The 13,988-nt window shown below is 66.6% G+C and carries 15 protein-coding genes and 1 pseudogene; 12 read left to right on the top strand and 4 right to left on the bottom strand.

The window, feature by feature from the left end; translation table 11 throughout:
- The first annotated feature begins 16 nt into the window (after positions 1-16).
- The 4 genes from E1956_RS17060 to E1956_RS17045 are packed head-to-tail and all read left to right on the top strand — an operon-like array spanning position 17 to position 4,910.
- Positions 17-2,176: an FUSC family protein gene (locus tag E1956_RS17060; protein ID WP_134751247.1), complete on the top strand. Its 2,160-nt coding sequence runs from the start codon at positions 17-19 to the stop codon at positions 2,174-2,176.
- A 37-nt stretch (positions 2,177-2,213) separates the two neighbouring features.
- The gene (locus E1956_RS17055; protein WP_027818583.1) at positions 2,214-2,423 is read left to right on the top strand and encodes a DUF1656 domain-containing protein; all 210 of its coding nucleotides are present in this window, start codon (positions 2,214-2,216) and stop codon (positions 2,421-2,423) included.
- Positions 2,424-2,430: 7 nt separating this feature from the next.
- Positions 2,431-3,423, top strand: coding sequence for an efflux RND transporter periplasmic adaptor subunit (locus E1956_RS17050; RefSeq protein ID WP_134754518.1), 993 nt, complete (start codon positions 2,431-2,433; stop codon positions 3,421-3,423).
- Positions 3,420-4,910: an efflux transporter outer membrane subunit gene (locus E1956_RS17045; RefSeq protein WP_134751245.1), complete on the top strand. Its 1,491-nt coding sequence runs from the start codon at positions 3,420-3,422 to the stop codon at positions 4,908-4,910. Before E1956_RS17050 ends, E1956_RS17045 begins: the two co-directional genes overlap by 4 nt.
- Positions 4,911-5,097: 187 nt before the next feature.
- Here the strand turns inward: E1956_RS17045 and E1956_RS46855 are convergent.
- Both E1956_RS46855 and E1956_RS17035 read right to left on the bottom strand, forming a co-directional pair.
- Positions 5,098-5,316, bottom strand: a pseudogene (locus tag E1956_RS46855) (hypothetical protein); the annotation flags it as partial.
- A gap of 414 nt (positions 5,317-5,730) precedes the next feature.
- Positions 5,731-6,033 (bottom strand): DUF4148 domain-containing protein, encoded by a 303-nt coding sequence (locus tag E1956_RS17035; RefSeq protein WP_134751240.1) that lies wholly within the window; start codon positions 6,031-6,033, stop codon positions 5,731-5,733.
- 262 nt (positions 6,034-6,295) lie between these two features.
- Between E1956_RS17035 and E1956_RS17030 the strand changes: the two genes are divergently transcribed.
- The 8 genes from E1956_RS17030 (at position 6,296) to E1956_RS17000 (ending at position 11,995) form a co-directional block, all read left to right on the top strand.
- Entirely contained in the window at positions 6,296-7,690 is a 1,395-nt protein-coding gene (locus E1956_RS17030; protein ID WP_134751238.1) for a selenium-binding protein SBP56-related protein, read from the top strand.
- Between the two features lie 52 nt (positions 7,691-7,742).
- Positions 7,743-8,423 (top strand): hypothetical protein, encoded by a 681-nt coding sequence (locus tag E1956_RS17025; RefSeq protein ID WP_134751236.1) that lies wholly within the window; start codon positions 7,743-7,745, stop codon positions 8,421-8,423.
- A 186-nt stretch (positions 8,424-8,609) separates the two neighbouring features.
- Positions 8,610-8,789 (top strand): helix-turn-helix domain-containing protein, encoded by a 180-nt coding sequence (locus tag E1956_RS17020; RefSeq protein WP_197732888.1) that lies wholly within the window; start codon positions 8,610-8,612, stop codon positions 8,787-8,789.
- Positions 8,790-8,847: 58 nt separating this feature from the next.
- On the top strand, positions 8,848-9,039 hold the full coding sequence (locus E1956_RS46150) for a hypothetical protein (RefSeq protein WP_167760033.1): 192 nt from the start codon (positions 8,848-8,850) through the stop codon (positions 9,037-9,039).
- Between the two features lie 27 nt (positions 9,040-9,066).
- Positions 9,067-9,459 carry a hypothetical protein gene (locus E1956_RS17015; RefSeq protein WP_134751234.1) on the top strand — a complete coding sequence of 131 codons (393 nt, stop codon included), beginning with the start codon at positions 9,067-9,069 and terminating at the stop codon, positions 9,457-9,459.
- Entirely contained in the window at positions 9,456-9,821 is a 366-nt protein-coding gene (locus E1956_RS17010; RefSeq protein ID WP_134751232.1) for a hypothetical protein, read from the top strand. The genes E1956_RS17015 and E1956_RS17010 overlap by 4 nt, the downstream gene beginning before the upstream one ends.
- A gap of 271 nt (positions 9,822-10,092) precedes the next feature.
- Complete coding sequence (locus tag E1956_RS17005) at positions 10,093-10,998, top strand: NADPH-dependent oxidoreductase (RefSeq protein ID WP_232071675.1); 906 nt, start codon at positions 10,093-10,095, stop codon at positions 10,996-10,998.
- 85 nt (positions 10,999-11,083) lie between these two features.
- A complete protein-coding gene (locus E1956_RS17000) occupies positions 11,084-11,995 on the top strand; it encodes a ketopantoate reductase family protein (protein ID WP_134751230.1) in 912 nt (303 codons plus the stop codon).
- Between the two features lie 83 nt (positions 11,996-12,078).
- Here E1956_RS17000 and E1956_RS16995 read toward each other — a convergent pair whose 3' ends face one another.
- Entirely contained in the window at positions 12,079-12,543 is a 465-nt protein-coding gene (locus E1956_RS16995) for a PaaI family thioesterase (protein WP_134751228.1), read from the bottom strand.
- Positions 12,544-12,708: 165 nt separating this feature from the next.
- The gene (gene boxA / locus E1956_RS16990) at positions 12,709-13,974 is read right to left on the bottom strand and encodes a benzoyl-CoA 2,3-epoxidase subunit BoxA (RefSeq protein WP_134751226.1); all 1,266 of its coding nucleotides are present in this window, start codon (positions 13,972-13,974) and stop codon (positions 12,709-12,711) included.
- Positions 13,975-13,988 lie beyond the last annotated feature (14 nt).

The following is a 13,988-nucleotide window of genomic DNA, read 5'->3' as shown; positions in this document are numbered from 1 at the left end:
AGCTGAAAGCGGCCTCATGACTTACCCATCCCTCCGCGACTGGCTGTTCTCGGTCAAGACGTTCGCCGCGTCGATGCTCGCGCTCTATATCGCGCTGGTGTTTCAGCTGCCGCGCCCGTACTGGGCGATGGCGAGCGTCTATATCGTCTCGAATCCGTTCGTGGGCGCCACGCGCTCGAAGGCGCTCTATCGCGCGCTCGGCACCGCGCTCGGCGCGGCCGCCGCGATCGCGCTCGTGCCGCCGTTCGTCGAAACGCCGCTGCTGTTCAGCGTGATCGTGGCGCTGTGGACCGGCACGATGCTCTATCTCGCGATCTCGGACCGCACCGCGCGCAGCTACGTGTTCATGCTCGCGGGCTACACCATGCCGCTCATCGCGCTGCCCACCGTCACCGATCCCACCACGATCTTCGACGTGGCCATCGCGCGCACCCAGGAGATCACGGTCGGCATCATCTGCGCGAGCGTGGTGGGCAGCAACTTCCTGCCGAGCCGGATCGCGCCCACGCTCATCGAGCGCGCCGATGCCTGGTTTCGCGACGCCGCCTTCTACGGCCGCGAAACACTCTCCGGCCAGATCACGGGCAAGGCGCTGTCGGCCTGCCGCCAGCGGCTCGCCACGACCGTGAACCAGCTCGAATTCCTGCTGAGCCAGCTGAGCTACGACCACGCGCACCCGGAACTCCTCGCGCGCGCCCAGGACCTGCGCGGGCGCATGCAGCTCTTTCTGCCGATCATTTCCGCGCTCGCTGACCCGCTCATCGCACTGCGGCGCGACCTGCACACGTGGCCCGAGGGGCTCGACGCGTTGCTCGCCGATGCGGCCAAGTGGTTCGACGCCCCGCTGCCCACGCGTGCCGCCGATATCCACGACGACGCGGGCGACCCCGTCGCCGAGAGTCTGCGCGCGCGCGTGGCCGCGCTGCAGCCCCCGCACGACGCGCTCACGAGCTGGGAAGGCGCGCTGCTGTCGAACGCGTTGTGGCGTCTGGGCCAGGTGATCGACGTCTGGCAGGACTGCCGGACGCTGCGTGCGCTGATCGCGCACGAAGCGGGCGCGTGGCGGCCGCGCTACCGGCACTGGCGCCTGGGCGGCACCGAGCGCTTCTATGACCGCGGCCTCATGCTGTTCTCGTGCCTCGTGCCGATGGGCGCGATTCTCGTGGCGTGCTGGCTGTGGGTCAGCTCCGGCTGGCACGACGGCGCGGCCGCCGTGACGCTCGCGGCCATCGCCTGCTGCTTCTTCGCGGCGCTCGACGAGCCCGCGCCGATGGTGTTCCGCTTCTTCCTCGCGACGACCGCGAGCGTGGTGTTCGCGGGCCTCTATCTGTTCGTGGTGCTGCCCAAGGTGCATGACTTCGCGATGCTCGTGCTGCTGTTCGCGGGACCGTTCATCCTGATCGGCACCTTGATTCCGCGCCCCGCGTTCAACATGGTGACGATGCTCGTGGCGGTGAACACGGCCACCTTCATCAGCATCCAGAGTGCCTACGAGGCCGACTTCTTCGTATTCCTGAACAGTAATATCGCGGGCGTCGCGGGCCTGCTGTTCGCCTATGTGTGGACGCGCGCCACGCGCCCGTTCGGCGCGGAGTTCGCGGCCAGGCGCCTGCTGCGCTCGAGCTGGTCGGACGTGGCGCTCTCCGCCGGCGCCGAGCCGATCGACGACCAGCGCAATCTGGCCTCGCGCATGGTCGACCGGCTGATGCAGCTGATCCCGCGTCTCGCGGCGTCCGACGAGCACCGCCATCCTTCGATCGAAAGCTTCCGCGACCTGCGCATCGCGCTCAACGCGCTGGACCTGCGCCGCTCGCGCCGCAAGCTCGACGGCGAGCTACCCGCCGTCATCGACCGCGTGCTCGCGGGCGTGAGCGATCATTACGCGCGCTGCGCCCAGGCAAGCGCGCGACAGGACGTCCCGCACGCGCTGCTTGCCACGATCGACGACGCGCTGCACCGGGTGGCCACGCGCGGCCTCGCTCAGGAAGCCGCGGATGCCGCCGATACGGGCCCCGCAGGCGCTCCAGGCGCAGACGCGCAAACGCCGCCGCACGCGCGCTTCTCGCAGCGCTGGCTGCGCGACGCGCTGCACGCGCTCGTGGGCCTGCGCCTCTCGCTCTACCCCGCGCTGGTCGGCCAGCGCCCGGGCGCGAATCCAATCGGGGCCAATGGATGAGCGCACACCCTTTTTATTTACTTTTGATAACCGCACCATGATCGGCGAAATCGACATCTTCGGCGTGTTCGTGCCCGCCGTGCTCGTGCTGATGCTGATCGCGTACCTCATCAACGTCGTGATCGGCAAGGTGCTCACCCGCGTCGGCTTTTACCGGCTCGTATGGCATCGTTCCATTTTCGATCTCGGCATTTATGTCTTCGTGCTGGCTGCCGTCATCATCGTGTCGCATCGCTTCGTGAACTAACGTGAACGTGAAAAAAACCTGGTTCTCCGCAGGACAGATCCTGCTGACGCTCATCGTCGTCGTCGTGGCCGCCGTCGTGCTGTGGCGCATCGTCAACTACTACATGTTCTCGCCCTGGACGCGCGACGGCCGCGTGCGCGCCGACGTGATCCAGGTCGCGCCCGACGTGGGCGGCCTCATCACCAGCGTCGAGGTGGTCGACAACCAGCCCGTCAAGAAAGGCCAGGTGCTGTTCGTGATCGACCAGGCGCGCTACTCGCTCGCGCTGCGCCTAGCGCAGGCCGCGCTGGAAAATCGCCAGGCCGCGCTCGCGCAGTCCAGGCGCGAATACGCGCGCAATCTCAAGCTCGGCAACCTCGTCGCCAGCGAAACGCTCGAGGAAAGCCGCACCAAAGTGGACCAGGGCGAGGCCGCCGTGGCCGACGCCGAGGTGCAGGTGGACACCGCCAGACTGAACCTCCAGCGCACGACCATCGTGAGCCCCGTGGACGGCTATCTGAACGACCGCGCGCCGCGCGTGGGCGAGTACGTCAGCGCGGGCCGCGCCGAGCTCTCCGTGGTGGACATGCATTCGTTCCGCGTGGACGGCTACTTCGAGGAAACGCGCCTGCACGGCATCCATATCGGCCAGCCGGTGGAGATCACTGTGATGGGCGAGCCGAAGCCGCTGCGCGGCCACGTGCAGAGCATCGTCGCCGCCATCGAGGACCGCGACCGCCAGCAAAGCCCGAACCTGCTGCCGAACGTGAACCCCGCGTTCAGCTGGGTGCGCCTCGCGCAGCGCGTGCCGGTGCGCGTCGCGCTCGACGAGGTGCCCGACGACTTCCGCATGATCGCGGGCCGCACGGCCACCGTCGCGGTGCGCACCGAAGAGAACGACAAGCAGAAGACCCGGGCCGGCGCGGCGGCGGGCGCCAGCGGCGCATACAGCGCCAGCGGCGCGGTCGCCGCAACGAACGCTAGCGTCGCGCCCGTGACGGCGAGCGGAGCCTCGCAATGACGCGCCGCAGTCTCTGGCGCGCCTTCGCGCTCGCGCCGCTCGCGCTGGCGCTGGGCGCGTGCATGAACCTCGGCCCCAACTACACCGTGCCGAAGGACGCCCTCGTGAACGCCCCGCTCGCGCAAGGGCCGATCGCGGGCGCCGACCGTGCGCCCGTTGCGCAGGGCGAAGTGCCCAACGACTGGTGGCGTCTCTACAACGACCCGACGCTCGATCAGCTTGTCCAGCAGGCGCTGCAATCGAACACGAGCCTGCGCGTGGCCGCCGCGAATCTCGCGCGCTCGCGCGCCGCCGTGGAAGTCGCCAGCCAGCAAGGCGGCTTCTCGGGGAACGCGAGCGCCGGGGTCCAGCGCGCCCAGGTATCGGCCGAGCAATATCTTCAGTTCAGCAAGGTGCCGGTGGGGAACCTCGGCGATCTCGGCGTCAACGTATCCTATGAGTTCGACCTGTTCGGCAAGCTGCGTCGCGGTGTGGAGGCAGCGCAAGCGGACGACGAAGCCGTGCTCGCCGCCGCCGATCTCGCGCGCATCACCGTGGTCGCCGGCGTCGTGCAGGCCTACGTCGAATCGTGCTCGGCCGGCGAGGAACTGGCCATCGCGCAGGAGTCGCTCAAGCTGCAACAGCAGCGCGTGGCGCTCACGAAGCGTCTGCGCGACGCGGGCCGCGGCAACCAGCCCGACGTGACGCGCGGCCAGACCCAGGTCGAAACGCTTGCCGCCGACATTCCGCGCTTCGAGGGCCGCCGCCGCGTCGCGCAATACCAGCTCGCCATGCTGCTCGCGCGCGCGCCGTCCGACCTGCCGCCCGCCGTGCTTGCCTGCAACCGCCTGCCGAAGCTGAACCAGCCGATCCCGGTCGGCGACGGCGCGGCGCTCTTGCGCCGCCGCCCCGACGTGCGCGAGGCCGAGCGCCAGCTCGCCTCGTCCACGGCACGCATTGGTGTCGCGATGGCGGAAATGTATCCGTCGGTCAGCATCGGCGCAGGCGTGGGCTCGATCGGCCTCACCGACGACCTGTTTTCGTCGAAGACCAACAGCTGGTCGTTCGGACCCCTGATCAGCTGGACCTTCCCCGTGAACGGCCAGCGCGCGCGCGTGCAAGGCGCACAGGCGGCCACGGCCGGTGCGCTCGCGCAGTTCGACGGCGTGGTGCTCAACGCGCTGCGCGAAACGCAGACGAGCCTCGCCACCTACGCCGCCGACGACCAGCGCGCCGACGCGCTGCGCACGGCCTATGCCTCGGCGCAGCAGTCCGCCGACGAAACGCACCGCCTCTACGCGGCGGGCCGCGAGCCGTTCCTCTCCGACCTCGACGCCACGCGCACGCTCACGAGCGCGCATGCGCAGGTCGCTTCGGCCGAGGGCCAGGTGGCGCTCGATCAGGTGAAGCTGTTCCTCGCGCTCGGCGGCGGATGGCAGCCGGATCAGGAGAAGCCGGCGCCCGCCATGCCGGGGCAGGCGGATCAGGGGAAACAGGTTAGCCAATAAGGCGGTGTCAGGCACGCGGCTGCGAGTCGATACAGCCGTGGCGGCCGGCAAGCGCGACGAGCGGCGTCAATCCAGCGCCGCTCTTGTCGCCGCTGGGGTCATGCCTGTGCGCGCCATGCCCACGGGTCCAGCTGCATGCCATGCCCTGCTGCTCGAAGCGCCGCATGAGCCGGTGCCTCAGCGCGCCGAGCCGATACCACACCACGCCGTCGAACCGGGGCCAGCGCGTGGCCCAGACATCGGGCAGCGTCACGCTCACCCAGCCCGTTGCGGGCGCGCTCGTGGCATCCCAGCCCGAACGGGCCGCCTCGATACGCGTGAACGTGAGCGCCTGCGCCTGGCGATCGATGGAAGAAGCGGCACGAGCCGCATGGCAAAAGCAGGCGGCGCAGACGAGGACATCCATGAAGGCTGCGCAGCCGGATCGGCGCATGCGTGCAGCGTTCGCAAACGTGTGGATGAAAGCGCCGAAGAGCAATGCGGCGCACGCAACAGCACACGCATTGAAGCGCGCTGCGAAATGCAGCTCTACGCGCGGCTCAAAGCAGGCAGGCAGGCGGCGCGAGGGACGCGAGCGTCTCAGGGCAGCCAGCCGTTGGTGCGCGCCTCGTAGACGGCCTGGGGTTTCGACTCAGCGAGCTGCCGCGCAAGACCTCGTCGATATTAAGGATTCCAATACATCTATCCTGTAACCTTCCATAGGAAAACGCCGCACAAACGTTTCCGTTCGTGCGGCGCAACGCGCTCGAGCACGTCAACCCTGCGCGCAACAGCGCTGCCTCATCGCCTCATCGTGCCATGAAGCAGCAATCAAGCGAACTCAATGCACCATGCGCACCGGCGCCGAGTAGCTGCTTGCCTCGCCGCTTTGCGATGTGCCATCCATCGAAGACCCATAGCCGCTGGTGTCACGGGCGTCCAGACGCGCCTTGGCGGCCTGGTAGTCCGAAGGATAGAACGGCGAAGCCACGTTCGGCCGCCAGCCCACCGACTCGAGCGCCTTCACTTCGCTGCGCACCTGCTCGCGCGTGACAGGGCCATTTTCGGGTTGCGACTGAGCGAAAGAAACGGCCGGCACGACGAGCACGGCGGCAAGCGCGACAGCCTTGATAAGCGACTTCATGACAGTACCTCCGGTAACTTGATGTATCGGTCGGGCCCAAGCCGCAAACCGTTGGATATAGTGTAGAAACCCCGGAGCGCGGAATAAATGGCAGCCCGGCGAATTCACTGTTTTCGCAGCACGTATAATCGCGCGCCTCATTACCCCGGCTCATAAGCTTCTTTGCGCCAGGAATAAGGCACCGCGACACGGTATCCGGCCAGCAGGCACGCGCGCACCAGGGCAAGATAGGCGTTTCGGCACCCCCGAAAAGGAGCTTGCGATGGCGACATGGAAGCCGGATCCCAGCTTTTACCCCTCCGCACGCCTGGCGGCCACGGCGACACCTGAAACGCTCGCATGGGTCGCGAGCTTCGATCCCACCAGGCGCGTGCCCGACTCGCTCGACGTGGTCGACCTCGATCCGGGCTCGAGCGAGTACGGCCAGATCGTCCATCGCCTCGCGATGCCCAACACCGGCGACGAACTCCATCACTTCGGCTGGAACGCGTGCAGCTCGTGCCTGTGCCCCAACGCGCCGCATGCGCATACCGAGCGGCGCTACCTGATCGTGCCCGGAATACGCTCGTCGCGCATTCATGTCATCGATACGAAACCCGACGCGCGCCGCCCGAAAATCGTGCGCGTACACGAGCCGGAGAGCGTCGCGCAGCGCGCCGGCTATACCCGGCCCCATACGGTGCATTGCGGGCCGGACGGCATTTATGTGACAGCGCTCGCCAACGCCGAGGGCGAAGCGCCCGGCGGCATCTTCCTGATGGACCATGAGAGCTTCGATATCCTCGGCCAATGGGAAATCGAGCGCGGCCCGCAGCAGCTTGCCTACGACGGCTGGTGGCATCTCGGCTACGACACGCTCGTGACGAGCGAATGGGGGCTGCCCGCGACCTTCGAGAACGGGCTCGTGCCCGAAGTGCTGCTTGGGGGCCAGTACGGCCATCGGCTGCACTTCTGGGACCTGCATACGCGCCGGCATAAACAGGTGCTCGATTTCGGCGCGGAAAACCAGCTCGTGTTTGAATTGCGGCCCGCGCACGACCCCACCAAGCCTTACGGTTTCGTGAATTCCGTCATCAGCCTGAAAGATCTCTCGGCCTCGATCTGGCAGTGGTACCGCGACGGCGACCAATGGGCGGCGCGCAAGATCATCGAAATTCCCGCCGAGCCCGCCGACCCGGAGACGCTCCCGCCCCTGCTCAAGGGCTTCGCCGCGGTGCCGCCGCTCGTCACCGACATCGCGCTCTCGCTGGATGACCGCTTTCTCTATGCGGCCTGCTGGGGCACGGGTGAGCTGCGCCAGTACGATGTTTCGGACCCCGAACATCCAACTTTCACGGGGAGCGTGCGTATCGGCGGAATCGTCTCGCGCGCCACGCACCCGCGCGCGCAAGGCCGCGCGCTGAACGGCGGGCCGCAAATGGTGGAGGTGAGCCGCGACGGGCACCGCGTGTACTTCACGAATTCGCTGTACGGTGTGATCGACGGGCAGTTCTATCCCGATGGCATCGACGGCTGGATGGTGAAGCTCGACGCCGTCCTCGATGGCGGACTCAGTTTCGACGAACGCTTTTTCGTGGAGTGGCCCAAGACGCATCGCCCGCATCAGATCCGGCTGGAAGGCGGCGACAGCTCGTCCGATTCGTACTGCTATCCCTGAGTCGAATGCGCGCGAAACGCGGCAAGCAAGGCCAGGCACGAGGCGAAGCGGCATGAGCGGCCTGTTTGAGACATTCGGGACATTCGGCGCGCACTGGGCCGCCTGGAGCGCCGTGATCGCCAGCGGCGTTTTTCACGGCGCGAATCCGGCCATGGGCTGGCTCTTCGCCACCGCGCTCGGGCTACAGCGCCAAAGTCGCAGGGCCCTGCTGATGGCGCTGCCGCCTATCGCGCTCGGCCATGCCGCGGCCATTCTGCTGTTCACGGGATCGGTTGCGATGCTGGGCGCGTGGCTGCCTGTGCTTATACACAGTGGCTTGCGCTGGGTGCTGGGCGCCTTGCTGATCGGCTGGGCGGCCTGGCAGCATGCCTGGGGGCACCGCCATCGCGTGCGCGTCGGGATGACGGCTGGTTTTCTCGGCCTCGCGGCATGGTCCGCGCTGATGGCCACGCTCCATGGCGCCGGCCTCATGCTCATGCCCGCGTTGCTGCCGATGTGCGGCGGCGCGGCGGTGAACGGCGGTGCTGGTGTCGGTACGGCGGGGCCGCTTGCGGTGTCCGTGGCGGTGACTGTGGTGCATACGGTCGTCACGCTTGCCACTACCGCCTTCATTGCGTTCGTTGCTTATGAATATGTGGGACTGGGCGTGCTGCGGCGCGGCTGGATCAACTTCGACTGGCTCTGGCGCGGCGCGCTGGTGGCCACCGGGACGCTGATGATTGCGACGGCGTGAGCGGTGCGCTGCGCTCTACAGAGCCCTTCCCTCCCACCGCGTCTTGTTCGCGCCGCCGCCTCGCTATCCTGTTTGCAAGCCGATAAACATTTTTCGGATATCGAATCCTCATAATGGGTGGATCCAGACATGGCGCCGCGAGCGCATAGCCATGTCACTTTGGCGCGCCAATTGACGGAGCAATTGATGATGACCACGACATGCAGCCGCTTTGATGCGGCGGACTATCTGGACTGTGAGGAAGCGATTACGGAATTTCTCACCGCTTCTGCAGTGGATCCCAATCCTGACGTGCTGCTTGCAGCCATTGCGGCAGTTGCCCGCGCGCGCGATGGCAAAAGTTGCAGCCGATGTGAATCTCGATAGCCAAGCGGATTTCGAGTCATCAGTTTTCGCAAGGCAAACGATTGGGAGGTGAAGCATTATGGCAACGCGCAAGCCATTGATTGACAAGGATGACGAAGTCCGGGAACTGACCGCCAACGATCTCAAGAATTTCAAGGCCAGCAAAGCAGTCCTGCCACCCGCGCTCAAGGCGAAACTCGGCGTGCGCGGGCTGTCAGACACACATCGACTCAACGCTCGTCGACTAGCTGAAAATGCATTCGCCCGATGAAGTGGCAAGATGTCGCTGGACGGGTCAATGTCAATCATCGCCACGGGGCAGGCAGTGCGCGGCGTTCGCTCACCGACGCCAGATACACCATCTACCAACATTGATCGTTGTCTTTGCTACCAACGCTGTGTCATCATTTCGCGTCTCCACGACGAGCGAGCCCGTGATGTCCCCACCGTCTGCGCACCATCACGCGAAGCACCATTCGCCCCCCAGCACCATGAAGCCCCCCCCTACGTGAGCGACTTCATTGCCGCACATCTGGAGGCGGCACAATCAGTACAGCGCAAATATCGTGTTCCCGCTGGCATCGTGCTCGCGCAAAGCGGGTATGCGACAGACCCTGCATATTCGGCGAAGCTCAATGCCATCATCCGCACGCACAAGCTGGAACAATACGATAACGGGCGGCCCAATTGATGATCTGCCGACCGATCGTGCGTCGTGTGATTGCCGCCGCAGCCTTGCTCGCAAGCGTTCACGCATGGGCAAACGGCTTGCCGGTTGCGAACGACAACGAAGCCGCCACGCGGGCCGCTGACATCACACGTGACTATGCCCTCTCGAAAGACCGCACAGAGTGCCTGTTCTTCGATACGGCTGACAAGGGCAGCTACTTTCTGGTGCGCGTCCGCGAGAATCATAGTCAGGCATGCGGCGGAGAGCCGGGCGTTTCGCCTGTGTTGTTCTTCATGAAAATCCGCAAGCGGGACGGCCATATCGTTACAACGGCCTACGATGGCGAGCATTACCGCCCCCTCAAGCCACACCATCAAGACTGACACGTTCGGCACTCACAAGCACCGAGTCAGTCACTCACCCTCCCAGCGCCGATTGAAGCCCCCTACCCAGCGGCGAGACTCGCGGATCCCCCTTTCGAACCGGGTGACGGCGGCAAACGCCGCTTTTGGTGCCACCCCGCCGGCGTGCATGCAAGCGCCCGTTCGCGGCCACCGAACGCCACTCAGCGCGACACGCGCGAGCCATGTACCATACGGCGCTCGCGCTCGCGCGCAACGCATCGAACTGTAATCGCCGGAGAAGAACCCAATCATGTCCACCATCACCACGCCCGAAACGCCCGGCGCGGCGCCCCTCAGCACCGAAAATCCCGCAGCAACCCACACGGACCAAGCGAACCAGGCAACCGCCATGCACGCCCTCGAAGCCCGCTACGGCGCGCCCTGGCACGCGCCGCTGCCCGCCTGGAACGCGACGCTCGACTCGCTGCTCGCGCACCGCTCGGTGCGCAATTACACGAATCAGCCCCTGCCCGCCGGCACGCTCGAAACGCTGATCGCCGCGGCGCAATCGGCCTCGACCTCCTCGAATCTGCAGACGTGGAGCGTGGTCGCCATCGAGGACCGCGAGCGCAAGGCGCGGCTGTCGAAGCTCGCCGCCGACCAGTCGCAGATTCGCGAGGCGCCGCTCTTTCTCGTCTGGCTCGCCGACCTCAACCGGCTCGAAGCCGCCGCGCAGCGCACCGGCGCGAGCGCGGAAGGCCTCCACTATCTGGAGACGCTGTTCGTCGGCGTGATCGACGCGGCGCTGGCGGCGCAAAATGCCGTAGTGGCGCTCGAGTCGCTCGGCATGAGCTCGGTCTATATCGGCGCGATCCGCAATCAGCCGGAACAGGTGGCCGCCGAACTGGGCCTGCCGCCGCGCGTGCTGCCCGTGTTCGGCCTGTGCGTGGGCTACGCCGACGAGTCGCGGCCCGCGCAGGTGAAGCCGCGCCTGCCGCAGCCCGTTGTCCTGCATCGCGAGCAGTACGACGCGCCTTCGCAGCAAGGTGGCATCGCGCAATACGACGACGTGATGGGCACATTCCAGAGCGCACAAGGCCTGAGCGCGGCGGGCTGGACCTCGCGCTCGCTCGCGCGCTGGCGCAGCCGCGAATCGCTGCACGGCCGCGACCGCCTGCGCGATGCGCTCCAGGCGCTCGGCTTCGAGCTGCGCTGAGGGGTTTCGCATCAGTCGATACGATCCAGTTCGTTGAGCACACAACAAATTGGTAATTGAACAGGCAACCGAAGGAGCAACGCAGATGAAAATCGCCATCATGGGCGCGGGCGCGGTGGGCTGCTTTTACGGCGCCATGCTCGCGCGCGCGGGACACGACGTCGTCCTGATCGGGCGCGCGCAGCACGTCGAGGCCATCGAGCGCGAGGGCCTGCGCCTCGAAGCGCTGACGTTCGACGAGCGCATCGGCCGTCCGCACCTCACCGCGAGCACCGAAGCCGCCGCCGTGGCCGGCGCCGATCTCGTGCTGTTCTGCGTGAAGTCGACCGATACGGAAAGCGCAGGCGCATCGATCCGGCCCCACCTGCGCGCCGATACACTCGTGCTCACGCTGCAAAACGGCGTGGATAACGCCGAACGCCTGCGCACGGTGGTCCCGCACGACGTGGCGGCCGCCGTCGTGTATGTGGCGACGGAAATGGCGGGCCCGGGCCACGTGCGCCATCACGGGCGCGGCGAACTGGTGATCGAGCCCGCGCGCGGCAGCCTGGCCGCCGCGCAGGCCCTGAACGACGCGGGCGTGCCCACCGAGATCTCCGCGAACGTGCGCGGCGCGCTCTGGGCCAAGCTCATCGTGAATTGCGCGTACAACGCGCTTTCGGCGATCTCTCAGTTGCCCTATGGGCGGCTCGTGGAAGGCGCCGGCGTATTCGACGCGATGCAGGACGTGGTCGCCGAATGCGTGGCCGTGGCGCGCGCCGACGGCGTCACGCTGCCGCCCGACGTGGAAGCCGGCGTGCGCCGCATCGCCGAAACCATGCCGGGGCAGTACTCGTCCACGGCGCAGGATCTCGCGCGCGGCAAGCGCAGCGAGATCGATCATCTGAATGGTTACGTCGTGCGGCGCGGCGCGGCGCTAGGCGTGGCCACGCCGGCCAACCGCCTGCTGCACGCGCTCGTGAAGCTCATCGAGGACAAGGCGCACGGCACGATCTGAAGCGTGCACCTTAGTGCACGTTTAGGGGGCTTTCGTCATGAAGCCGCCTGCGCCCCACCGCACATGGGGGCGCAAGCGGTACTTCATGCGCCGGACGCTTCGCGTTCGAAGACGAGCAGCGTCGATGTCGCCGATGCGTAGACCTTGCCGGCGGCGTCCGTGATGGTCGCCTCGGTGAAGGCCGCGCGCCGGCCGATGCTCAACACGCGGCCTTCGGCGCGCACGGGGCCGGTGCTCGCGGTCATGGGCCGGTGATAGGCCACCTTGAGCTCGAGCGTCGTGTAGGCCTGATGCGCGGCGAGACGCGAGTGCGCCGCGCAACCGCAGGCCGAATCGAGCAGCGTGGCCGCATAGCCGCCATGCACGGTGCCAATCGGGTTGTACGCGTGCAGCCCCGGCACGCCTTCGAAGACCACGCGGCCCTCTTCCACTTCCGCGAGCTTGAAGCCCAGCGTATCGCCTATGGGCGCGGTGCGGCCGCTCGCGAGCATGCGCTGCAGTTGTTCGAGGCCGGTGAGGCCGGCGGGCAATTCGGCAACGAGGTTCATTTGAAACGTGTCTCCATCGGGTAGAGTGCGCGGCGCGCCTGGATGCACCCGAATGCAGCCGGTACGCTGACTTCCCGACATGGTAACGGTTTACGAACGATCGTGCTTAAGTAACCATGCGAACCGAGGAGGCACTCTTTTGCAGCATGTGGCCCCGATACCGCCTCAATAGGTTTCGAGGTGCAGCCGCCCTTCGCGCTTGAGCCGCTCCCACAGCGCGTCCCACGCCATGCCATGCGCTTGCGCGATCTCGCCGAGCGCCTGCAGCACGCCGTCTTCCATGCCCTTGAGCCCGCACACGTAAATATGCGTGTTGGCGTCCTTGAGCAGTTGCGCCACATCCACGGCGCGCTCGCGCATTGCGTCCTGCACGTAGCGTTTGGGCTGCTCCGGCGTGCGCGAGAACGCGAGATTCGTGTCGATGAAGTCCTTCGGCAACTTCATCAGCGGTCCGAAGTAAGGCAATTCCTGCTGCGTGCGCGCGCCGAAGAACAGCATGAGCTTGCCCGTCGCGCCCTTGAGCCTGCGCCGGCGCCGGTACTCGGTCATCGCGCGCATGGGTGCGGAGCCGGTGCCCGTGCAGATCATCAGCAGATGCGAGTTCGGATGGTTCGGCATCAGGAAGGTGTTGCCGAACGGGCCGATCACGCTCACCACGTCGCCCTTCTTCAGGTCGCACAGATAGTTCGAGCACACGCCATCCGCGGCGTTGCCGCTGTGGTCGCGCGTCACGCGCTTCACGGTGAGCGAGACGTTGTTGTAGCCGGGCCGCTCACCGTCGCGCGGGCTCGCAACCGAGTACTGACGCGCGTGATGCGCGCGGCCATCGGCGCTCGTGCCGGGCGGCAGGATGCCGATCGACTGCCCTTCGAGCACCGGAAACGGCATCGTGCCGAAGTCGAGCACGATGTGGTGAATGTCGCTTTCCGTGGCGTCGTCCGTGAGCCGGTAGTTGCCCGCCACGGTGGCCGTCGTCGGCGCCTTGTGCGTGTACAGATGCACATAGGGCCGTGCCGCCGACCACGGCGGCACGGTCGCGCCGCGCACCATGTCGGAGCCGGAGCCCGGCGCTTCGTCGCTGTCGCTCTGCGTTGCGCCGGCCTGCGGTGGGTTGGAAGCGTTGGACCCAGCCGATACTTCGGGAGCGCTCACGGTCGGGTTCTGCGTAGGGAGCTCGTCCCAGCCGAACTGTTCCTCGACGCTGTACGCCTCGGCCTTGAACACGTTGCGCCAGTTGTCGATCGCACCGGTCGGGCACGGCGGCACGCAGGCCATGCACGCGTTGCAGATATCGGCCTTGACGACGTAGTTGACGCCGTCGTGCGTGATCGCATCGACCGGACAGGTCTCTTCGCAGGTATTGCAGCGAATGCAGATCTCAGGATCGATCAGATGCTGCCTGAGGATCTCCACGGGTACCGGGCCGCTCATGATTGCCTCTGCCG

Origin of the sequence: Paraburkholderia pallida (genome assembly GCF_004524855.1) — a bacterium.
GTDB lineage: Bacteria > Pseudomonadota > Gammaproteobacteria > Burkholderiales > Burkholderiaceae > Paraburkholderia > Paraburkholderia oxyphila.
This window is presented reverse-complemented; position numbering and strand designations above follow the sequence as displayed.

Coding starts and splice junctions, on each gene's coding strand:
- E1956_RS17020 (WP_197732888.1), top strand. CDS start 8,610: ATGATGACCACGACATGCAGCCGCTTTGATGCGGCGGACTATCTGGAC.
- E1956_RS46150 (WP_167760033.1), top strand. CDS start 8,848: ATGGCAACGCGCAAGCCATTGATTGACAAGGATGACGAAGTCCGGGAA.
- E1956_RS16995 (WP_134751228.1), bottom strand. CDS start 12,543: ATGAACCTCGTTGCCGAATTGCCCGCCGGCCTCACCGGCCTCGAACAA.
- E1956_RS17030 (WP_134751238.1), top strand. CDS start 6,296: ATGGCGACATGGAAGCCGGATCCCAGCTTTTACCCCTCCGCACGCCTG.
- E1956_RS17025 (WP_134751236.1), top strand. CDS start 7,743: ATGAGCGGCCTGTTTGAGACATTCGGGACATTCGGCGCGCACTGGGCC.
- E1956_RS17055 (WP_027818583.1), top strand. CDS start 2,214: ATGATCGGCGAAATCGACATCTTCGGCGTGTTCGTGCCCGCCGTGCTC.
- E1956_RS17015 (WP_134751234.1), top strand. CDS start 9,067: ATGTCAATCATCGCCACGGGGCAGGCAGTGCGCGGCGTTCGCTCACCG.
- E1956_RS17000 (WP_134751230.1), top strand. CDS start 11,084: ATGAAAATCGCCATCATGGGCGCGGGCGCGGTGGGCTGCTTTTACGGC.
- boxA (WP_134751226.1), bottom strand. CDS start 13,974: ATGAGCGGCCCGGTACCCGTGGAGATCCTCAGGCAGCATCTGATCGAT.
- E1956_RS17060 (WP_134751247.1), top strand. CDS start 17: ATGACTTACCCATCCCTCCGCGACTGGCTGTTCTCGGTCAAGACGTTC.
- E1956_RS17005 (WP_232071675.1), top strand. CDS start 10,093: ATGTCCACCATCACCACGCCCGAAACGCCCGGCGCGGCGCCCCTCAGC.
- E1956_RS17035 (WP_134751240.1), bottom strand. CDS start 6,033: ATGAAGTCGCTTATCAAGGCTGTCGCGCTTGCCGCCGTGCTCGTCGTG.
- E1956_RS17045 (WP_134751245.1), top strand. CDS start 3,420: ATGACGCGCCGCAGTCTCTGGCGCGCCTTCGCGCTCGCGCCGCTCGCG.